This window comes from Mucilaginibacter lappiensis (assembly GCF_900155965.1).
Lineage (GTDB): Bacteria > Bacteroidota > Bacteroidia > Sphingobacteriales > Sphingobacteriaceae > Mucilaginibacter > Mucilaginibacter lappiensis.
Window position 1 is genome coordinate 230,043 of record NZ_FTMG01000006.1, and the last position, 22,023, is coordinate 252,065.

Annotated in this window: 22 protein-coding genes; 15 read left to right on the top strand and 7 right to left on the bottom strand. The window is 43.4% G+C overall.

From position 1 onward, the window contains the following. Positions 1-2: 2 nt before the first annotated feature. Positions 3-743 (bottom strand): carboxypeptidase-like regulatory domain-containing protein, encoded by a 741-nt coding sequence (locus tag BW976_RS13920; RefSeq protein WP_076373908.1) that lies wholly within the window; start codon positions 741-743, stop codon positions 3-5. Positions 744-1,029: 286 nt separating this feature from the next. On the opposite strand from BW976_RS13920, the gene BW976_RS29400 reads away from it, so the two are divergent. Further along, entirely contained in the window at positions 1,030-1,218 is a 189-nt protein-coding gene (locus BW976_RS29400; RefSeq protein ID WP_175614107.1) for a hypothetical protein, read from the top strand. 642 nt (positions 1,219-1,860) lie between these two features. On the opposite strand, the gene BW976_RS13925 is transcribed toward BW976_RS29400, so the two are convergent. Next, positions 1,861-5,187: a vitamin B12-dependent ribonucleotide reductase gene (locus BW976_RS13925; RefSeq protein ID WP_139332300.1), complete on the bottom strand. Its 3,327-nt coding sequence runs from the start codon at positions 5,185-5,187 to the stop codon at positions 1,861-1,863. A gap of 284 nt (positions 5,188-5,471) precedes the next feature. On the opposite strand from BW976_RS13925, the gene BW976_RS13930 reads away from it, so the two are divergent. Both BW976_RS13930 and BW976_RS13935 read left to right on the top strand, forming a co-directional pair. Continuing rightward, the gene (locus tag BW976_RS13930; RefSeq protein WP_076373909.1) at positions 5,472-5,966 is read left to right on the top strand and encodes a thioredoxin family protein; all 495 of its coding nucleotides are present in this window, start codon (positions 5,472-5,474) and stop codon (positions 5,964-5,966) included. Between the two features lie 130 nt (positions 5,967-6,096). Continuing rightward, positions 6,097-6,807 (top strand): DUF4386 domain-containing protein, encoded by a 711-nt coding sequence (locus BW976_RS13935; RefSeq protein WP_076373910.1) that lies wholly within the window; start codon positions 6,097-6,099, stop codon positions 6,805-6,807. An 85-nt stretch (positions 6,808-6,892) separates the two neighbouring features. Here BW976_RS13935 and pyk read toward each other — a convergent pair whose 3' ends face one another. Further along, positions 6,893-8,329, bottom strand: coding sequence for a pyruvate kinase (pyk, locus tag BW976_RS13940; protein WP_076373911.1), 1,437 nt, complete (start codon positions 8,327-8,329; stop codon positions 6,893-6,895). Between the two features lie 70 nt (positions 8,330-8,399). Continuing rightward, positions 8,400-8,819 carry an IPExxxVDY family protein gene (locus BW976_RS13945; protein WP_076374006.1) on the bottom strand — a complete coding sequence of 140 codons (420 nt, stop codon included), beginning with the start codon at positions 8,817-8,819 and terminating at the stop codon, positions 8,400-8,402. 154 nt (positions 8,820-8,973) lie between these two features. Here BW976_RS13945 and BW976_RS13950 point away from each other — a divergent pair, with 154 nt between their 5' ends. The 3 genes from BW976_RS13950 to rnc are packed head-to-tail and all read left to right on the top strand — an operon-like array spanning position 8,974 to position 11,221. Further along, positions 8,974-9,210: an acyl carrier protein gene (locus BW976_RS13950; protein WP_031266521.1), complete on the top strand. Its 237-nt coding sequence runs from the start codon at positions 8,974-8,976 to the stop codon at positions 9,208-9,210. Between the two features lie 19 nt (positions 9,211-9,229). After that, positions 9,230-10,483, top strand: coding sequence for a beta-ketoacyl-ACP synthase II (gene fabF / locus BW976_RS13955; RefSeq protein ID WP_076373912.1), 1,254 nt, complete (start codon positions 9,230-9,232; stop codon positions 10,481-10,483). Between the two features lie 12 nt (positions 10,484-10,495). Then, the gene (rnc, locus tag BW976_RS13960) at positions 10,496-11,221 is read left to right on the top strand and encodes a ribonuclease III (protein WP_076373913.1); all 726 of its coding nucleotides are present in this window, start codon (positions 10,496-10,498) and stop codon (positions 11,219-11,221) included. Positions 11,222-11,435: 214 nt separating this feature from the next. Here rnc and BW976_RS13965 read toward each other — a convergent pair whose 3' ends face one another. Beyond that, a complete protein-coding gene (locus BW976_RS13965) occupies positions 11,436-12,233 on the bottom strand; it encodes a hypothetical protein (protein WP_076373914.1) in 798 nt (265 codons plus the stop codon). Positions 12,234-12,481: 248 nt separating this feature from the next. Here BW976_RS13965 and BW976_RS13970 point away from each other — a divergent pair, with 248 nt between their 5' ends. The 8 genes from BW976_RS13970 to BW976_RS14005 all read left to right on the top strand — a co-directional run bounded on the left by BW976_RS13970 (position 12,482) and on the right by BW976_RS14005 (position 18,839). Then, complete coding sequence (locus tag BW976_RS13970; protein WP_245834693.1) at positions 12,482-13,357, top strand: YicC/YloC family endoribonuclease; 876 nt, start codon at positions 12,482-12,484, stop codon at positions 13,355-13,357. Between the two features lie 77 nt (positions 13,358-13,434). Then, positions 13,435-14,031, top strand: coding sequence for a guanylate kinase (gene gmk, locus BW976_RS13975; protein ID WP_245834695.1), 597 nt, complete (start codon positions 13,435-13,437; stop codon positions 14,029-14,031). 90 nt (positions 14,032-14,121) lie between these two features. Further along, complete coding sequence (gene nadD, locus BW976_RS13980; RefSeq protein ID WP_076373917.1) at positions 14,122-14,694, top strand: nicotinate (nicotinamide) nucleotide adenylyltransferase; 573 nt, start codon at positions 14,122-14,124, stop codon at positions 14,692-14,694. A gap of 98 nt (positions 14,695-14,792) precedes the next feature. After that, positions 14,793-15,392, top strand: coding sequence for a MiaE family protein (gene miaE / locus BW976_RS13985; protein ID WP_175614108.1), 600 nt, complete (start codon positions 14,793-14,795; stop codon positions 15,390-15,392). A 69-nt stretch (positions 15,393-15,461) separates the two neighbouring features. Then, on the top strand, positions 15,462-16,649 hold the full coding sequence (locus tag BW976_RS13990) for a sensor histidine kinase (RefSeq protein WP_076373918.1): 1,188 nt from the start codon (positions 15,462-15,464) through the stop codon (positions 16,647-16,649). Between the two features lie 3 nt (positions 16,650-16,652). Further along, entirely contained in the window at positions 16,653-17,354 is a 702-nt protein-coding gene (locus BW976_RS13995; RefSeq protein ID WP_084192191.1) for a LytR/AlgR family response regulator transcription factor, read from the top strand. Positions 17,355-17,480: 126 nt separating this feature from the next. Continuing rightward, positions 17,481-18,221, top strand: a complete 741-nt coding sequence (locus BW976_RS14000) for a dioxygenase family protein (protein WP_076373919.1) — start codon at positions 17,481-17,483, stop codon at positions 18,219-18,221. Positions 18,222-18,305: 84 nt separating this feature from the next. Continuing rightward, complete coding sequence (locus tag BW976_RS14005) at positions 18,306-18,839, top strand: hypothetical protein (protein WP_076373920.1); 534 nt, start codon at positions 18,306-18,308, stop codon at positions 18,837-18,839. Positions 18,840-18,907: 68 nt separating this feature from the next. Here the strand turns inward: BW976_RS14005 and BW976_RS14010 are convergent, their stop codons facing one another. Next, entirely contained in the window at positions 18,908-20,506 is a 1,599-nt protein-coding gene (locus BW976_RS14010; RefSeq protein WP_076373921.1) for an FAD-dependent monooxygenase, read from the bottom strand. Positions 20,507-20,512: 6 nt separating this feature from the next. Further along, positions 20,513-21,220, bottom strand: coding sequence for an SAM-dependent methyltransferase (locus tag BW976_RS14015; RefSeq protein WP_076373922.1), 708 nt, complete (start codon positions 21,218-21,220; stop codon positions 20,513-20,515). A 55-nt stretch (positions 21,221-21,275) separates the two neighbouring features. Here BW976_RS14015 and BW976_RS14020 point away from each other — a divergent pair, with 55 nt between their 5' ends. Continuing rightward, positions 21,276-21,992 (top strand): hypothetical protein, encoded by a 717-nt coding sequence (locus BW976_RS14020; protein WP_076373923.1) that lies wholly within the window; start codon positions 21,276-21,278, stop codon positions 21,990-21,992. Positions 21,993-22,023: the final 31 nt, after the last annotated feature.

A 22,023-nucleotide genomic window follows, 5' to 3' on the forward strand; every position in this document is an offset into this window, starting at 1 on the left:
GTCTACTTCGTTTTAATCAAGCTATCCCTCATCATTTTTTGCTGACTTACTTTGATATATACCCTGATATCATAGTCAGACATTTTTTTGATCTGATCGATGCCCGGGCGATATCTATCCATAAAATCCAGCAGGGAATCGCCTTTAAGGTTAGTAATAGAGCTAACCAGGTTTTCGCTGAACCGGCTGTCAATGTACCGGTTTTGTTCATCCCTGATCAGTTCTTTTTTTAATTTATACTCCCGGCTGTGTTTGTATGTTAAGGCCCTGATAACCTGGGATGGAACAATAGTAATGCCGACCATCGGTATAGGTCCGACATTACCGCCTGATGGCGCTATCATATCTTTGAGTTTAGGAGCCGAAGAATTAAACTCTTTCGCAAACATTTTACGGTTATTCAATGAATCTTTTATGCGGTCTCTTTTGGCGGTTACATGAACTTCGTTGAGTTCAATAACCGCAGCTTCTAAACCGATCCGGATACTTTTACTATTTGCCAGATTGAGTGGCAGCACATACAATTTATAGCCTTGCATTTTTACCCAAAGCGTATCTTTTGTTTTAGTTCCAACGATACTAAACTCACCCTGTATGCCGGTAATTACGTTTGCTTTGGATGTAGCTACCCAGGCGCCAGTGAGCGGCTGCCCGGTTCTTTTATCGGACACAATACCGCTTACAGTTTGCCCATAGGAGCTTAAACAGGCACATATCAAAAGCAGGATAAGCAGGCCACGCATAGGTTTGTATGTTTTGATAATCAAATCATTACAAACATAACTACCAGTTAGGCTTGGTGAAATTGATTTAACGTTTTTTAACTTATAACGGTTACTCCCCTTCCTACGGGATAAACCCCTCCCTTCCCCCTCCCGTTGGGAAGGAATCGCACCAGGCCAATGCTTTCATATGGAAAGTATAGGAGAAAGCATTGAAGATGGTTTAAAATACGGGGTAATTGATTGAAATATTGGCGATTAATAATTAAAAATTTCTGATATTTAATTACCATCAAAAACCAAAGCCATGAAAAGTATCTATATCGCAATCGTGTTCCTTATGGCGACTGTACCAGTAATTTTGGCACCGCCGTCACCTATCCTGAACAAAAAAGGCATGCATCATTCCAATATTTGTAAGGCGAGTATGCTTTTGAAAAAGGGAGGAAAGTCTGGGCGCTGCAATCATCACAGCCCGAAAATCCAGCACATTTAACAATAGATCCTTCACTGCGTTTAGGATGACAAAAAGGGTTTAGGAATTAGAGTCATGCCGAACTTGTTTCGGCATCCCATAAGCAGAGTTGTACAACCTGATGGACGTCTGTCCTGTGAGGTCCTGAAACAAGTTCAGGATGACTATACTTATTTGAACTTATCGCGCGTAAAAGATCTCTCCTCGTTCGAGATCACAACCGTTTGTTTTTAATTTTACTTTATCCTTCCCCGTCAGCAGATAAGCTTCGGATAAAAGCGGGCAGAACAATGTTGACCAGTGCGGTTGGCGGGGCATTAGCAAACCTCATCAAAGTAAGGGAATGAGCGAACAAAGTGGAGGTGAGGTTTAGCAGTCCGTGGTTCTGACTGATTTGCAGGGTAAGGGCCCGTGCGGCAAAGAAGCATTTCTGGTGACTTGATCTTTTGGTTACTTTTGTATCAAGACAAAAGTAACAGCCTTAGCGGCAATTGAGCGCTCTACGACATTCTCCTTCGCCCTGTATACGATGCGATTGCCACGCTCCGCTCGCAATGACATATAGTATAAGTATAATTACAGAACAAAAAACCCTGCCTTGCGGCAGGGTTTACACATTTAACTATTTATACTGAACAAAAAACTTCATTTGTTTAGCCCAACTTACGAACACCCCATGGAGTTACCGCAGTTAAGGCATTTGTAACAGGTGCCCGAACGCAGGGTGGTATGCCCGCATACGTTGCAACTGGGGGCATCACTTTGCACGCCCATACTTAGGTCGACAGAAAGACCTTGCTTTTTGGCGTTGTTAAAACCACCCGGATTGTTAACCTGCACGTACACATTGCTTTCGTCGGTATTAAAATCCTCATCGCCCATTTGGGGGTTACCGAGGGTAGCCTTATTTTCGGTAAGCACATGCACCAGGTCGGTACGGTTCTGGTATTCGTAGCCCAGCATCCTGAAAATATAGTCGATGATACTGGTGGCGCTTTTGATATTGGCATGGCCTACCACCATACCGGCAGGTTCAAAACGGGTGAAAGTGAATTTCTCTACATATTCTTCCAGCGGCACACCATACTGTAAGCCCACCGAAACGGCGATAGCAAAACAGTTCATCAAGGAGCGAAAAGTAGCTCCTTCTTTGTGCATATCCACAAATATTTCGCCCAGGGTACCGTCTTCATATTCGCCGGTGCGCACAAATACGGTCTGTCCGTCGATAATGGCTTTCTGGGTAAATCCGCCGCGTTTAAAGGGCAGGTTCTTTTTCTCTACCACGCGCGATAGCTGCCGCATAAAATTGGTATCCTTCGATCTTTCCATGATAGCCATGGCGGCTTCAATCACCTGCTCCGGGGTCAGGTCGCTTAGTTTTACGTTAGCCGCTTCGCCAAGTACCTCTTCTACGGTTTCCAGTTTGTCGTCGGCCTCTTCTTTGGTGTCTGATTTGGTGGATAATGGCTGACTCAGCTTGCAACCATCCCGGTAAAGCGCGTTGGCTTTTAAGCCCAGCTCCCATGACAGTTGATAACAATCCTTGATCTCATCAACTTTAGCCTCATTAGGCAGGTTGATGGTTTTTGATATGGCGCCGGACAGGAATGGCTGCGCCGCGGCCATCATTTTGATATGGCCATGCGCGTGGATGTAACGCTCGCCTTTGGCACCGCATTTATTGGCGCAATCAAATATAGGATAGTGCGCTTCTTTTAGATAAGGCGCGCCTTCCATAGTCATAGTGCCGCAGATGTATTCGTTGGCTTCGGCTATTTGTTTTCTGCTGAAACCCAAAGCGCGCAGTACATTAAAGTCGGGCGCGTTGTACTGGTCGGCGGTAATACCCAGGCGTTTCAGGCATTCTTCGCCCAGCGACCAGATATTGAATGCGAAGCTGATTTCAAAGGCCGATACCAGCCCTTTGTCGAGTTTTTCCAGTTCATCATCCGTAAAACCTTTCGCTTTCAGACTGTCGGTATTCACGTGCGGCGCACCTTTTAAGCTGGCCGAGCCTTTGGCATAGTTTACAATGGCGGTAACTTCGTGCTCGCGGTAGCCTAAATTGCGCAATGCTTCGGGCACGGCCTGGTTTATGATCTTGAAATAACCACCGCCTGATAGCTTTTTGAATTTCACCAGCGCAAAATCGGGTTCGATGCCCGTAGTATCACAATCCATCACCAAACCAATGGTACCGGTTGGTGCAATAACAGTGGTTTGCGCGTTGCGATAGCCATGCTTTTCGCCCATTTCTACAGCCTTATCCCAGGCGTTGCAGGCCGCCGAAAGCAGGTAATCCGGGCAATATTTAGGATCGATGCCCGGAGGAGCGATCTCTAAATCCTCAAAGTTTTCGGTAGAGTTATAGGCCGCGTAGCGATGGTTGCGCATCACCCGCAACATATGCTGTTTATTATCGTTGTATTTGCGGAAAGGTCCCAGCTCGCGGGCCATTTCGGCCGATGTAGCATAGGCTGTACCCGTCATGATAGCGGTGATGGCCCCGCCAATAGCACGGGCCTTATCACTATCATAAGGGATACCATTCACCATTAGGGCCGAACCTAAGTTAGCATAACCCAGGCCCAGGGTGCGGTAATCGTAAGATAACTGGGCAACCTCTTCGGATGGGAATTGCGCCATCAGTACCGAGATCTCCAATACGATAGTCCACATACGGCAGGCGTGTTCAAAACCTTTTACATCAAATACCCTGGTTTGCGGATCAAAGAAATGAGCCAGGTTTATAGAGGCCAGGTTACAGGCCGTATTATCCAGGAACATGTACTCGGAGCATGGGTTAGAGGCATTGATACGGCCACCTTCGGGACAGGTATGCCACTCATTAATGGTAGTATCAAACTGTACACCCGGATCGGCACAGGCCCAGGCCGCGAAAGCGATATCATCCCACAGTTTTTGTGAGGCAACGGCTTTGGTCACCTTACCGGTAATGCGACTGGTAAGCTCCCAGGGCTTGCCACCTTTAAGCGCATGGAAAAAGCTATTGGGTACCCGCACCGAATTATTGGAGTTTTGGCCCGATACGGTACGGTAAGCTTCGCCCTCGTAATCGGATGAATAACCGGCAGCAATTAGCGCGGCTACTTTCTTTTCTTCCTCTACTTTCCAGTTTACAAAACCTTCAATTTCGGGGTGATCCAGATCGAGGCAAACCATTTTAGCAGCCCGGCGTGTTGTACCGCCCGATTTGATAGCACCTGCGGCACGGTCGCCTATTTTAAGGAAGGACATTAAGCCCGATGAATAACCACCGCCGGCCAGTTTTTCTGTTTCGCCGCGAATTTTGGAGAAGTTGGTACCCACGCCCGAGCCATATTTAAATATGCGGGCCTCGCGAACCCAAAGATCCATGATGCCGCCCTTGTTCACCAGGTCGTCATCAACAGAAAGTATAAAGCAGGCATGCGGCTGCGGGCGCTCGTAAGCGGAGGTCGATTTGCTCAAGGCTTCGGTAAGCGGGTCGATAAAGTAATGTCCCTGCGGCTTGCCCGTAATGCCATATGAATTATGCAGCCCGGTATTGAACCATTGTGGCGAATTTGGCGCCGCCAATTGCCCTACAATGGTATAAACTATTTCGTCATAAAAAATATCGGCATCTTTCGGGGTGGCAAAGTAACCGTAGCGTACACCCCAGTCTTTCCAGCAGTTGGCCATGCGATGGGCCACCTGCTTTATGCTTTTTTCGGCGCCGATGCTGCCATCGGCCTGCGGTACGCCAGCCTTGCGGAAATACTTTTGTGCTAGTATATCGGTTGCCACCTGGCTCCAGGTAACAGGCACTTCTACATCGTTCATTTCAAATACAGCATCGCCCGATGGGTTACGGATCACCGACGATCGTTTATCGTACTTAAACAGATCAAATACGTTAGTTCCTTCTTTAGTGAAGTAGCGTGTTGTTTTAAGCCCTTTCCCGCTGCTGGTGGCGGACATTTTGGAGGTAATGTTTCTGGCCATAGTATAATAGATTGAGGATGAGTAGTGGAATTTTCAAAACACTAAGGGTGTTTTAATCAAAGCTATTAGTATCGGTATTACCTTTTATTTCAGAGTTTTCCACACATGTCAGTTAATAGGCCCCTGCGCCATATATTAATTTTCAATTACCTGATTATTAAATAATTATACGTGTTAATAATTAAAAAACTATCGTTCAATATCATTTTTTTGTAGCTTAGAGCATATTGGTCCGGTTTGATACGCGTATATTAAACTGTCAATTAAATTACCGATCCCTACACATGAAAAAATTAATTCTGATCGCGTTCGTCGCTGCTTTTACACTGAGCGCCCGCGCGCAGGAGCAACCTAAAATATACAACTCTGATGCCGATGCCAAAGCAGAGATTAAAGCCGCGGTAAAACAGGCGGCACAACAACATAAAAACGTGCTTTTACAAATTGGCGGCAACTGGTGCATTTGGTGCCTGCGGTTTAACGACCTGGTGACCAAAGATGCCGACCTGAACAAATACCTGAACGATAATTATGTGGTTTTGCACGTAAACTACAGTAAAGAAAACGAGAACAAAGCGGTGCTGGCCGATCTGGGCTATCCGCAGCGTTTCGGTTTCCCGGTATTTGTGGTGTTAGATGGCAAAGGCGCACGCCTGCATACCCAGAATTCGGGCTACCTGGAAGAAGGCAAGGGCCACAGTAAAGAAAAAGTCATGGATTTTTTGAAAGACTGGTCGCCGGCAGCAATCGATCCTAAAACTTACGAAAAGGCGAAATAAGCCTCTCTCCAACCCTCTCCAAAGAGAACAAAAAAGCGGAAGGTTGTGCGATTCCCCTCTCTTGAATAACTGTAACAATTTAAACCAATGGCAATCAAAATGGCAGTTATAATCACTAACCTATACCGCAATGACTGATCTTACCACCGGTTTATCCCCTCAAAAAAACGCCAGGATTGCAGGTTTGCTATACCTGATCAATATAATTACAGGCATTTTTGCCCTGATGTACGTTCCAGGAAAGCTGATTGTTTGGAGCGATGTCGCTAAAACTTTTAAAAATATCACCGAATCCGAAACATTATTCCGCACCGGTATTTTGGTTTATTTGGTTTGTTATATTTTCTTTTTGCTGCTTCCACTGGCTTTGTACAAATTATTAAAACCTGTAAATAAAACCTATGCTATCCTGATGGTGATATTGGCTGTGGTTCAGGTGCCAATGGCATTTGTAAATATCCTTAACTATTTTGCGGTATTAACCCTTATTGGTAAAGCGGCGTACCTGCAAGTATTTGACCTGCCCCATTTGCAGGCCCAGGTCATGTTAAACCTTCATTTTTATAGCCAGGGTAACCAGGTAGCTACCATATTCTGGGGTCTTTGGTTGCTCCCTTTTGGTTATTTAGTATATAAATCGGGCTTTCTGCCTAAAATTTTAGGCATTTTTTTGATCCTGGGAGGCTTTAGCTACCTTATAGATTTTACCTGTGATTTCCTTTTTACAGGCTATGGTAAAATGACCATTTCCAGTTTTGTTACTATACCTGCCAGTATCGGCGAAATAGGTACCTGCCTGTGGCTGCTGATCATCGGCGTAAAAAAACAACAAAAGGCTTAAGACTATCCGCAATAAAATTATAATCAACAAAAAAGGCTCACCATTACGGCGAGCCTTTTTCCATTAAAAGTATATTTAAATAAGGTTATTCAACAATGCTTACTTTAAGCATATTGGTTTTACCTTGTTTAATAATAGGCACAGCAGCAGTGTTGATCACTACATCGCCGGCTTTGATGAGGTCTTCTGATTTCAGGATGCCATTCACATCAGCAATGGTTTGATCGGTGCTTTCCAGTTTATCATAGAAAAAGGCACGTACACCCCAAACCAAACTTAATGCATTTAGCAATTGCTTGTTGGATGTAAATATATAGGTGCTTGCCTGTGGTCTGTGGCTCGAGATCTGGAAAGCTGTATAACCCGATGTGGTCATGGATACGATACCTACCGCATTGGTATGCTGTGCCAGGTGAACTGCCGATTCGCAAACCGCGTTGCTCAGATAATCTGGCGATGACGGGTCGGTATCACTAACTCTGGCGGTATTGAAGCTATAACCAAACTCTTCTACGTTACGCACAATTTTGGCCATGGTTTCAATAACAATAACCGGGAACTCACCAACTGAAGTTTCGCCGCTTAGCATCACCGCGTCGGCACCATCCAGTACAGAGTTGGCTACGTCATTAACCTCGGCACGTGTTGGGCGCGGGGTAGTGATCATAGACTCCAGCATCTGGGTAGCCACAATTACCGGTTTTGAAGCCGCACGACATTTCGCGGCAATCATTTTTTGCAGCAATGGCACTTCTTCCAATGGCATTTCTACACCAAGGTCACCACGGGCCACCATCACGCCATCAGTAGCGGCAATAATTTCATCAATATTATCAATGGCTTCTGGTTTCTCTACTTTAGCAATAACCTTAGCTGCTTTACCGCTTTGGGCTATGATGTGTTTAAGCTCGATAATGTCCTGACCTGTACGTACAAATGATAAACCTATCCACTCCACATCATATTTTAATGCGAATTGCAGGTTGATCAAATCTTCTTCGGTTAAACTTGGGATAGATACTTTGGTGTTTGGCAGGTTAACCCCTTTACGTGAAGTTAGGATACCGCCGTGTACCACTTCGCAGATAACGGTGTCTTTTTTGTTGGTTTCAATAACCCTTAACTGCAGTTTACCGTCATCCAGCAAAATAATTTCGTTGGCCTGTACATCCTGAGGGAAAGTATCATAAGTAATGTAGATCTGCTCGTCATTACCGATACATTCCTGAGTGGTAATTTTAATATGAGTTCCGTTAACCAGGTGAATACCACCATCTTTTACCAAACCGATACGAATTTTGGGGCCCTGTAAATCGGCCAGAATGCCTACGTTGGTTTTGTATTGTTCGTTAATTTCGCGAATGATGTCAATTACGGCTTTATGATCCTCCGGTCTTCCGTGCGAAAAATTAAGGCGGCAAACATTAACACCGGCTTTGATCATAGCTAATAAAACATCTTTTTTAGCTGACGCCGGGCCCATGGTGGCTACAATTTTAGTACGATTATAGTATAGTTTCATATTGTTCGGGTTAAACTGGCTTACATTATATATTTAGTGTAAAACCAACACTCTATTTATAAATTTTGCGCTAAAATAACAGATTTTCCCGTGATTTTATTTTTTTCGGATCAATCTTTACGGCGGCCACAACTTCGGGTATCTTATTAATGGTTGATACCAGGTTGTCAAGGTCGTCGTCGTCAATGTAATTCTTGATCATGATGAAGTAATCGGCGCTCCTGATCTCGGGCACCAGATAACCGTCAGACCCCTTATTACCAATAAAATAGAAGTCAGTTTCGGTGGTTTCCCACTGGTAATGAAATAGCGAGAACAATACAGGTTCGGCCCCCTGATAGATATCAACAGAAAGGTCGTTTGTTCTCACGAAATTAAAATTTAAAGATTTGTTGATAAGGTAACAAATACGGTAGTCTTTTAATGATGTGGTTATGGCGATAAGCACAAAATCAAAATCGATCTCAAACTTTAAAAATTTCCTGTTCAAAATCATTACTTTTACAAACGTCAAAATTACGAATACAAACCCTTTGAATAAAATTTTGTTACCGAAATATATTGTAAAAGTTTTAGATTTGATAATTGACAGAATTTATTTTTCTTTGCACTGAATTTTTATTAATCATTAAACTATAAAGACTATGTCTGATATCGCTTCAAGAGTAAAAGCTATTATCGTAGAAAAACTGGGTGTTGACGAAAGTGAAGTTACACCAGAAGCGAGTTTCACCAATGATCTTGGTGCCGACTCGTTAGACACCGTGGAACTAATCATGGAGTTTGAAAAAGAATTTAACGTGGCTATTCCTGACGATCAGGCTGAAACTATTGGTACTGTTGGCCAGGCAGTTGCTTATCTTGAAAAAAACGTTAAATAAGACTCCCTAACTGGATTAAATGGAGTTTAAAAGAGTTGTAGTAACCGGGCTTGGAGCACTTACTCCAATTGGTAACACAGTTTCAGAGTACTGGAACGGTTTGATCAATGGGGTAAGTGGCGCTGCCTTAATTAAAAGTTTTGACACTGAAAAGTTCAAAACTAAATTCGCATGTGAAGTTAAGGGCTTTGATGCGGATGGTTTTTTGGGCCGTAAAGACGCCCGTAAATTAGATCCTTTTGTTCAATACGCCCTTTTCTCAACCGAGGAAGCCGTAAAAGACGCCGGATTGGATTTTACAAAATTAGATACCAGCCGTATAGGAGTTATCTGGGGATCAGGTATTGGTGGTTTAAAAACGTTTTTGGACGAAGTGGTTAACTTTGCCAAGGGCGACGGTTCACCCCGTTTTAACCCCTTCTTTATCCCTAAAATGATAGCAGATATTGCTCCCGGCCATATTTCTATCAAATATGGTTTACGTGGGCCAAATTTCTCAACTGTTTCTGCCTGTGCTTCATCAAACAATTCATTGATTGATTCATTTAACTATATCCGCCTGGGTAAAGCTAACATGTTCATCAGTGGTGGTTCTGAGGCAATCATTAACGAAGCAGGTATCGGGGGCTTTAACGCTATGCACGCTTTATCAACCCGTAACGATGACCCGGCAACGGCATCACGTCCGTTTGATCTGGACAGGGATGGTTTTGTGGCCGGCGAAGGCGCGGGTACCATTATTTTAGAAGAACTGGAGCATGCAAAGGCCCGTGGAGCTAAAATTTATGCCGAAATGATGGGCGGTGGCATGAGTGCCGATGCTTACCACATGACAGCACCACACCCTGATGGGCTTGGCGCGGCATTGGTTATGCGTGCCGCTTTGGAAGATGCTAACCTTACCCCTGCAGACATTGATTATGTAAACGTTCATGGAACATCTACACCAATTGGCGATCCGCAGGAAATTAAGGCTATACATGATGTTTTTGGCGATGATCTTTATCGTATCAATATCAGCTCAACCAAATCAATGACTGGTCACTTGTTAGGTGCAGCGGGTGCGGTTGAAGCGATAGCGTCAATATTGGCTTTAAAAAATGGTATCATCCCCCCTACTATTAACCATTTTACCGACGATCCTGCTTTTGACCCCAAAATCAACTTTACCTTTAATACCGCTCAAAAGCGTGAAGTAAGGATAGTCCAAAGCAACGGATTTGGTTTTGGTGGCCATAATGCTTCTGTTATATTTAAAAAGTACGAAGATTAATTGTGGTTGTGGATGCCTATCAGTCAGTTTTATAAGCTATATATATCACCCAATAGGAAATACGTTAAGATTTTAAAGAATTTGCTCGGTTTTGTGCCGGGCAATTTGTCTTTATACCGTTTGGCTTTTCGGCATAAATCGGTTGCCCAAAACGTAAAAAAAGGGGTAAAAAACAGCAATGAACGCCTGGAGTTTCTGGGCGATGCTGTGCTGGGCAGCGTTGTGGCCGAAGTACTCTTTAAGCTATATCCCTACGAAGATGAAGGCTTTTTAACCGAGTTGCGCTCCAAAATAGTAAGCCGCGTAAACCTTAACCAGCTTGCCCGCAAACTGGGGTTTGATAAACTCATTGAGTATGATAGCCGCATGCTTAACTCAAGCCGGCAGGGGTCATTATTGGGCGATGCTTTTGAAGCACTCGTGGGCGCTGTTTATTTAGATAAGGGGTATGATTTTACCAAAAATTTCCTGATCAACCACATCATCAAATCGCATATTGATATCCACAAGCTGGAGCAAACCGAAACTAATTTCAAAAGCAAATTGATTGAATGGTGCCAGCGCCATGGTCGTGATATTATTTTTGAACTGGTAACCAACCTGGAGGGCGAAAGCGCCAAACTTTTTACTATACAAGCCAGTGTTGACGGAGAGGTTGTGGGCGAAGGCAAAGAGTTTAGTAAAAAGAACGCCGAAAAACTGGCAGCCGAAAAGGCCTGTGAGTCTTTAGGGATTTAACTATCCTGTTTAAACACGTCATCCTGAGAATTAAAATCAGCGAATCTGAAGGCAAAATGACGTGTTATTTGGAAAATCCAAGCTCAACCATTTATAAAGAATATGTCATTGCGCAGCGTGGCAATCTCCTCGCGTTCTCATGGATAGGAATGGCCACGAGATTGCTTCGTCGTTCCTCCTCGCAATGACATGAGGGAGACTCATGATGCCTTCTCTAATGTTTTTCCTTTTTCAACGTTTCCCCTGGCTCTGACAGCCTCAACGTAGTATCTTTTTTGATAAAGGTTGGTGAATTCAATCCCTCCAGCATATCTTTTTCCCCGCTGTTTTTATAATACTCATATGACTTTTGCATGTGTTTGATCAGGTCATAATCAGTCCAACCTTTCAGGTCCTCGTATGATGGAGTATAGTAATTCATGAACCTGCGGGCAGCACTATCTGTTGGCAATTTGGTATATTGTTTTACAAAACTAGTATTGTACCGCCTGTTAACCTCGGCCTGTTCAGCCTCTCCTTTAGCAAAATTGGCAAAACGGCGCGCACGGCCGGGAGTTTTACCAAACAATTCGTAAAGCCCCGTAAGCGGACTGCTTAAAAACGAGAGTACAGGGGGTTTACCGTTATAAAAAGTCCCCTGCTTGCGGTAATCGCTCATGATCTCGTTAAGCTCCTGCTTTTTGGTTTGGCCCAGTACCCTTACTTCACTTAACTTGATTACCGGCTGCATATATACCGGCATATCGCTATTATTCAGCACCAGAATTTTTTGCGGGGTAAACTCATCCTTAGTAAAAAGCAAGGTATCGCCAGCAGAAGCTTTTATCGAAAACCAACCCAGGTCGTCGCTGATCATCAGGCTGTTTGTTTTGAGGTTTTTGATCAAAACCTGGCCCACACGTTCGGGTGTGCTCTTTTTGGAGATCACTCCTTTGAGTGTAAATTCCTGAGCTGAAGCTATTAAAGCAGAACAAATGCAGGCAATGAGAAGCAGGGGAAAACGATAACGCATGAGTGTGATATAACGTAAAGATACCAACTGTATTTTACACCAAATGTAAAAAAGTGTTAAAGTTGGTTTTTGAGTCTGATGTCTTGTGTTCTGAGTCTAAAATCCAAAAGTAAAGAAAAAGGATTCTTTATTATACCAGTATTCAGTAAAAAATCAATTAATGGTTCTAACTTCCGGCTTAAAACTCAAGACTTCGGGCTCAGAACTTCCCTCTTTCAAACTTCAAAACAAAAACCCTATCTTTGCACATGATAAAATCCATGACAGGGTATGGAATTGCCAGTTTTGACTCCGGTAATACTAAATATACCGTTGAGATCAAATCCCTGAACAGCAAATTCCTCGAACTATCCCTTCGCTTGCCGAAAATTTTCTCTGAAAAAGAGTTTCAACTGCGTAATGATTGCAGTAAGCAAATTGAGCGTGGCAAAGTAAACCTGTCTATCAACATTGAGCAAGTCAATGCCGCGGTAAAAGCTGCCGGCATTGACAAAGACTTGCTTAAACAATATTACCTGCAGCTTAAAGAAGTGAGCCAGGAACTTAATGAACCAGCTACCAACCTGTTACAGCTTGCTTTAGGGTTACCAGAGGTGGTGAAATATGATGATGAAACCGCATCAGAAGATGAGTGGAAACTGGTTGAAAAAACATTTCAACAGGCTTTAGCTGCGTTTCAACAGTTCCGCTCAGATGAAGGTAATGTATTGGAAAACGATGTTAAACATCGCATCAACATCATCCTGAAAAACCTGGAACTGGTAGAATTGGAAGACCCTAAACGTGTACCCCTGATACGCGAACGCCTGAACACCTTTTTAAGCGAAGCTACCGACAGGGAAGCTATCGACCAAAACCGTTTTGAACAGGAGCTGATATACTATATTGATAAGCTGGATATCACCGAAGAAAAAATACGTTTGAAAACGCATTGCGAGTATTTTATTGAAACCCTGAAAAATGCCGATGCAAACGGCAAAAAGCTCGGTTTTATCTCTCAGGAGATCGGTCGCGAAATAAATACCTTGGGCTCCAAAGCCAATGATGCCAATATTCAGAAACTGGTAGTGGGCATGAAAGAAGAACTCGAAAAAATTAAAGAACAACTGTTAAACGTATTGTAGTATAGTCATTGAATCATTTGGTCATTAAGTCATTACAAAATCAAGATGAATAATGACCTAATGATATTAATGACCCAATGACAGAATCAAGAATGGCCATAGAAGGTAAACTCATCATATTTTCAGCTCCGTCTGGAGCAGGTAAAACAACCATAGTACATCACCTGCTTAGCAAAATGCCCGAGCTTGAATTTTCCATTTCGGCAACCACCCGTGAATGCCGTGGAGATGAAGTTCACGAACAAGACTATTACTTTATCAGCAAAGAAGAGTTTTTGCACCGTATAGCTAAAAAACAGTTTGTGGAGTTTGAAGAAGTTTACTCAGGTACATTTTACGGCACTCTGCGTACCGAAATTGAACGGATCTGGGCAAAAGGCAAAACCGTTATATTTGATATTGACGTAGAAGGAGGCATGCACCTGAAACGTAAGTACGACGGACAAGCCCTGGCCATATTTGTACAACCCCCGTCACTGGAAGTTTTGATAGAGCGCCTTACCGGCAGAGGTACCGATAGCGAAGAAAAACTGAAGGAGCGTTTTGCCAAAGCCGAAAAAGAACTAAAATACGCTCCCCAATTTGATATTATCCTTAAAAATTACGATCTTGAAACGGCTTGTAACGAAGCTGAGCAACTGGTTCGGGATTTTATTAGCTCCCCGGCCCTCTAAAGGCGGAGCATCAGTTTGCTAAATCAAGGGTTTTAATTCAAAAATATAATTTATTCATTCCCCCTTTAGGGGGTTAAGGGGCTTCAACTGATGAAAATAGGCTTACTGTTTGGTTCATTTAATCCCATACACATAGGGCACCTGATTATTGCCAACTATATGGCCAATCATACCACTTTGGATAAAGTTTGGCTGGTGGTATCTCCGCAAAATCCGCTTAAAAAGTATGGCGACCTGATTAATACTTACGACAGGTTGGAAATGGCTAAACTGGCTACAGACCATGCCACCAACATTAGTGTAAGCGATGTAGAGCTAAAACTACCCCAACCATCGTATACCATTGATACCCTCGCCCATTTGAAAGAAAAATATCCGGAACATGACTTTGCCCTCATTATGGGTTCAGACAACCTTGGTACGCTGCATAAATGGAAAAATTATAAGTTGATACTGCGCGATTACAAAATATATGTATATCCACGCCCCGGTTATGAAAATGCCGAACTGGCCGATCATCCTTCGGTAACCATCACCATGACGCCGCAAATGGAGCTATCGGCTACCTTCATCCGCAAATCCATCGCCGAAAAAAAGAATGTGCAATATTTTGTCCCAGATCCGGTCTTGAAATTTATTGAAAGCAAGGGACTATATAGGTAGGTAAAAGGCGAAAGGTTAAGAGTTAAAGGTTTTTGTATTAACCATCTTTCATTCTCCTTGCCTTTTACCTTTCGCCTCCTTAAACTATCTTTGTTCCTGTGAGCGAAAAAACTATATTGAAACTGCAGCTGCCTACCGATCCGCTTTGGGTTAAAAACGTGGTGGAAAGCAATATTGAAGAGTTACTGACCGATCATGCTTATTGTGAACAAAAGGCCGCTACAAATGGCATTACGCTGATTGTTCAAAACCCAAACTTGTCTGATCTGGTGCAGGAAATGATTGCGCTGGTACAAGAAGAAATGGACCACTTTAAACGGGTTCATGAAATTATTATAGCACGCGGCTTTGTACTGGGTAAGGAGCGGAAGGATAATTATGTGAATGAGCTGCGTAAATTCATCATTATAGGCGGTGGCCGCGAAGCCCAGTTGATTGACAGACTGCTGTTTTCGGCCATGATAGAAGCCCGTAGTTGTGAACGGTTCAAGGTATTATCAGAAAATATTGGCGATACCTATTTATCTGAGTTTTACCATGAACTGATGGTGAGCGAAGCCACCCATTATGCCATGTTCATTCGCCTGGCCAAAAAGTACGCTGTGGAAATCGACGTAGAAAAACGCTGGAAAGAATTCCTGGAATATGAAGCCCGGGTAATACAGAACTACGGCAAGAGCGAAACCATACACGGGTAATTCGTCTATACAAACAGGCTAAATACCGATACATTTTTTATTACTGGCTTTGAATGCGTTACTTTATACATGTTGCGCTTTAAAGCTTTTTCTGTTATTATACATATTGCCGGCTGGCTATTGTTCATGGCTTTCCCGCTGCTTTTCATAAACAACCGGGGGCAAGATGATATTACCTGGTCGTTATTACAAAAGCACAGTTACTGGCTCTTTTGCTACACTTATATTTTTCTTTTTTACAGCAATGCCTACTTTTTTATCCCTGAGTTTTTTTTAAAAAAGAGGTATGTGTTGTACAGCATCATTGTAGTGCTGCTATTTGGCGGGGTGTATTATCTGCAACCATTTGACAAGCTGTTACGCAGCATTGGGAACCGCGGAAAGGGCACGTACGGAATTAACAGGCCACCATTCGGATCATTCCCTCCAGGATATTCGGGGCCCGGAGCTCCGCTACCTGATGGAAGGATGGGGCCGCATGCCGACTCTCCGCAGGATGGACCGAGGCAATTCCCGCCGTTTAATGGACAAGACCGCGGCAGGCATCATTTTCTGCATTTACGACCGATGGATAGCATCAGTCTGTTCATATTTATTATGGTTATGGCATTAAGTACCGCTATCCGCATCATACAGCAATGGCGGCTTACCGAGCGCCGCGCCATACAAGCCGAAGCAGATAAAACTACCGCCGAGCTTTCCTTTTTAAAGGCACAGATCAATCCACATTTTTTGTTTAATACGCTCAACAATATTTACACATTGGCCGTTATAAAGGATGATCATGCAGCAGATAGCATCATGAAGCTATCGAACATTATGCGTTATGTGACCGATGATGTAGTGGCTGACCTGGTACCGCTGCAAAGCGAAATTGATTGTATCAGCGATTATATTGAATTACAGCGTTTACGCATTGGCAATAATACCAGGGTCAATTTTATTGTGACGGGGGATGTTGAAAGCAAAAAAATAGCGCCCCTTGTTCTGATGACCTTTATTGAAAATGTATTTAAATATGGTGTAAGTAAACATGAAAAAACAACCATCGATATTAAGATCAGCGTGAGTGATACCGATATTTCATTCTTTTGCAGAAACCATATTTTTGTACTCCGGGAGGAAAATCAGCGCGGTGGAATAGGCATCAGGAACACACAGCTGCGTTTAAATCATTTGTACCCTGACAAGCATTTACTCAACATATGGAATGAGGATAAAGAGTATTCGGTACAGCTTATCATTAATCAAATATAGTTTATGACATTGCAATGTATAGCTATTGATGATGAGCCCCTGGCTTTAAGGCTGATAAGCGAGTATGTATCGCGCTTCCCGGCCCTGCAGCTAGTGAAAACATTTGATGATGCCATATCAGGCGCTGAGTTTTTAAAAGCCAAGCCCGTCGATCTACTTTTTATTGATATCAATATGCCCGATATTACCGGTATCGATCTGGTACGATCTCTGGAGATAAAACCCATCGTCATATTTACTACCGCTTATAAAAACTTTGCCTACGAGGGCTTTGAGCTGGAGGCGCTTGACTATATCCTGAAACCCATCGACTTTAAGCGGTTTGAAAAGGCAGTAGAAAAAGCCATTGATTACCACCGTTACAAGAACCAGGCAAGCGGCGAAAAACCCGAAGAAAGCTTATATGTATATTCAGAATACCGCATGGTAAAAATTGACTTGAACGCCATTGAATATATTGAAAGCATGGAAGATTATATCAAGATACATCAAACCAATGCCCCCACGGTGCTTACATTGATGTCCCTAAAAAAAGTGCTTGAAAAACTGCCTGCCGATAAATTTCAGCGCATACACCGCAGCTATATTGTACCGCTGGGCAAGATCCGCTCTATCCAGAACCGTAAAATTAAATTGACCGATGTGGAGCTCCCGGTAAGCGACAGTTACCATGACATCATTCGCAACTGGATGAAATTCAGATGAAAAAACCGCATCTATCGGCACAAAATCGCTGTTCACCGATACATTCCGCTTCCTGATTACTTCCTCACATACATTTACAGGAGTTAATAAAATACATTGTTTAACTCCTTATTAATCCTGTAGATCATGGAACGTAAAAGCTTTCTTCGCACCTTTGCTGTAGCTGCAGCAGCGGGCCCTTTGCTCATTGAAGCCTGTAAAAAAGATTCAACGTCAACCCAAACAGACAGTACCACCACAACTACTACATCAACTAACGGCACTACCTGTACCACCACCCCAACAGAAACAGAAGGGCCTTACCCTTATGTTGGCGGCGAAATAACCAACCCGCTGAACCGGGCTGATGTTACCGGTGGGCAAACCGGAGTACCCCTGGCCGTGAATTTCCTGGTAGTAAACGTGAACGACAACTGTAACGTAGTTACCGGTGCCCGGGTAGATATATGGCATTGCAATAAAGATGGCTACTACTCCGGATATGCAAACCAACCAGGATTGCTGGGCAGCAAAAGCTACGTAGGCGAAACCTGGCTGCGTGGATACTTACTTACTGATAGTTCTGGGCTGGCCAAATTCACTACTATTTATCCTGGTTGGTATGGCGGCAGGGCCACCCATATACACATGGAAGTTTTTGTAAACAGCGTATTGAAAAAAGTATCACAGCTTACTTTTTCTGAAACTATATCTGATGCCGTGCATGTTTCTACTTTATATGCTACGCACGGGGTAAATCCTATACGCAACGCAAACGACAGCGTTTTTGGCGACTCAGCAACCGATCTGGCTTTGGAAACCCTGGCTTTAACCGGCAGCGTTTCAGCAGGATATTCCGGCACTTTTACTCTTGGCGTAGCACTTTAACGTTTTACGTACGACGTTTAAAGTTGTACGTAAAACATCAGTACTTCTAGATCAAAACGTATCACATACAACATATAACCCAAAATGGCACTCATCAAATTAGCGTACAAACAGATCATTGATGCATCGGCGCAGGGCAAGTTTGAAAGAAGCGTGTTGCAGGCATCGTACCAGGAATTTTTACTCAAAATGCAGACTTACAATCCCAACCGGGAATTTAAAACTTTTACAGCGTTAAAGGTACATGACGGCCGGGCCAATTCATTGCATTATAAATTGAGTTTCGCGGTTGGGCATTTTATACAGACGTTGGATAATAAGATACCTGGACTTAGCGATAACCTGGGCAATCCCGTCAAATTTGAAATACCGCAATTTGAGCTCATAGAATCGCACATCAATGATATCTCATCGCACAAAGTGGCTATCACTTATACTACCGGTATTTTAACCCTGGTAAATCAACTGGCGGAGTTTATGGTATTGGCAGAGGGCGATGTATCTGAAAAATTTGTGGCCGATACTTTTATATTAAAAATGCAGCAGGGGCTTTCTATAACCAGTTACCAGGAATATCAGCCCGAGTCGCTGTTTAAAGATACTTTCCAGCAGGTTTAATCCTATTACCCCTTTTTTCATCATGTCAGGTTGGGCGTCTGTGTGTTTTACATGCAGGCGCTTTTTTGTTATGCTTTAACAAAACCCACTACGTTTTGCAGGTAGTTATCCATCATTTCCATATCTACCACATCATTAATAAAACCGATGTGCATATCCGGGCGAACGATGAGCGCTTTTTTCTGCTTTTCTTTAATGCCGAAAGCATCAAATACGTGTTGATTTTTAGCTGATGGCGGCAGGTAAAAAAAGTTGAGGGCACCTGTATAATTCTGGGTAATCCATTTGGCGAGGGTAAACAAGTCGAGCTCCTGCAATTTGCCCAGGGTTATCATGGTAAAACCAGGCTTGCTGCACCATTCATGCAGATCGGTTTCCTGTTGTTTCTTTTCGTCGAACACTTTGAGGTATGGCAGCCTGTCACCTGCTTTTATGGGCGAATCATGGCTCAAATGCAGATTGATCTGGCTTTCACGATAGTTAATGCCGGTTTGGGATATCCGCTTAAAAAAAGCTTCTCGTAATGCCGGTTTGCCCCAAACGTTTTTCAGTATAACAGGTAACACCCATTTTTTGAACAGGCCAACAAACCAATTACGCGACAGTATTAATTTAAAAACACGGTCGGTGGTGTTCAGCAGATCTTTGGCTACTGGCATGCGTTCGGCAGCATAACTTTCCAGTATTTTTTCCTGTAGTTGATTATTTACGACGCCAGCCAGTTTCCAGGCCAGGTTGTAAGCGTCCTGCAAACCGGTATTCATACCCTGTCCGCCTACCGGCGAATGGATATGTGCGGCATCACCAATTAAAAAACACCTGTTCTGCCTGAAATTATCGGCCATTCGGTGATGCAGCCGATAGGTGGTAAACCAGTTAGTATGTTCTACGCCGATAGTTTGCCCGGTAATGGCATTCAAAAAAGGCAGTGCTTCTTCTATTGAGAAGTCACCTCTTTGATCAAGTCCAGCAGGCAACTGACCAACAATACGGTAACACTGCTCTTCGGGCATTGGAAAAAATGCGGCGAATCCTTTTTTTGCTAGAAACAGGTTCACTTTATCGCCAAAAGCATTATTTATCTTTACATCGGCCAGGTAAAACTGGTGTTGGTAGGTATCGCCATTAAAAGGTATCTGCAGCTGTTTACGCACCAGGCTGTGTGCACCATCGGCACCAACGAGCCAATCGCAGGTGATGTGTTGGGTTTCTTCACTGGTTTGCAATTGCACCAATACTTTACCCTTCTGCTGTTCAATAGTCAGTAAGGATGTATTCCAGTAAACCGGGCAGCAGTTGAGCGTTAAAAAATCGAGCAGAAGGCGTTCGTTCTTGCTTTGCTGATACAGGTGCACAAACGGGAATGCGGTTTGACCATCGCCCACATTACTTAATGATAATGAGGCTACTTGTTTACCCTCCTGGTTAAATACTACGCCCAAAGCTTGCTTACCACCTTTTATAATGGTATCAATAAGCCCCATTTGCCGGTAGATCTCCAGCGAACGGGCCTGTACTGCAAGTGCTTTAGAATGGGTTGTTGGCCCCTGCTTACTATCAATAATAACGGGCTGCACACCATAACGCAATAGCTGGGCAGCCATCATCAAACCCGAAGGGCCGGCCCCTACTATCAACACGCTGGTATGCTGCTGCGTAACCGTCATTTAATTCTAATGAAAAAGCAGGAAAATGGTTGGCCGTTTATGCAGCTCAGGCACCTTTTTTTGCCACTCGGCAATGGTTTTGGTTTGTACAAATTCTGTAGGGGCGGTAAGATCGGTTGCTATGCAGAGCTTGGTTCTGGGGTTGGCAGTCTTTAATATTTCTTCCAGCATGGGGTTATTGCGGAAAGGTGTTTCAATAAACAGCTGCGTTTGATCGAGCTTAATAGCTGCGGCTTCCAGTTCTTTGATCTTTTTGCTGCGTAGCACCTTATCAATAGGTAAATAACCATGAAAAGTAAAGCTTTGGCCGTTAAAGCCAGAAGCCATCAACGCCAGTAAAATAGAACTGGGACCTACAAGTGGTACCACTTTAATACCCATGCGGTGCGCTTTATCTACAATTTCGGCGCCGGGATCGGCAATGCCAGGGCAGCCTGCTTCGCTCATGAGGCCCACATCGTTACCGGCCTGCAAGCCTTTAAAAAAGTCGGCCGTACCCATGTCGCGGTTATATTTACTATAATCATGAATGAGGAGTTCGCTTTGAGGTATTTTTAAACCGGCCAGTTTTAAAAATTTTCGGGCGGTTTTTTCATTCTCCACAATATACTCTTTGATACTGTTAATGGTATCAACCAGGTAAGGGGTAAATGATTTGGCAGCCGTTTCTTCGGCCAGCGGTACGGGGATTAAATAAAGGGTTCCATAAGGCATATTGCAAAGTTGGTGTTTTTTGTTTAATTTAAGCTATTGAAAGGGGGCCGAAAAAATGAATTCATTAGGCGTAAACTGGTTTATTGAGGGATATATTGATTTTGAGCAAAAAAAATATGTATTGTTAAATTATTTACAGGAAATTAACCGCCACTTTGATAAGAGCCGGCTATACCCCAACCTGGCCGATCTTATTTTTCATTACAACAACCTGGTTGATTTCAGGAAAAACAAAACGGTGCTGCAACAAGCCTTCCCCCAGCGCTTAACACAGGCCGATATCGACGCGGTAAAGCTTACCTATCAAAAGATTATTAAGGATGATCAAAACATGCAGGAAATAGAGCAGATCATCGCTTACGCTATGTCGCAGATGGATCCTGCTATACAAACCGGTAAAGAAATATATGATTTTGTGGAGAGCCGGCTTAATATTGACCCGGTAGGTATTGTACCGCTGATGCCTTATCATGGTTATTTTTCGTTACGCAACGGCAAGGAGCGTACTAACTGGATATATGAATATCACCTTACTATTTTTGAGGACAAGGACGCTAAGTACCGGGGTATCAATATATCATTTATTGATACCTATGAGCACAGCATCACCAACACGCCAGAGGCCATAAAGCTGGGCCTGATCAACCGGAACAAATTTTTACCCAACCCCGCTGTATATTATGTACACAGCGATATTACATTCCCGCTGGAGCAAACCTTATTGCCGGTAGCCAAAAGGAGCCTGGTAAAATACATTTCGAGCGCAGCGTAAACCCCTCTAATCTCCCCCGATCGAGGAGACT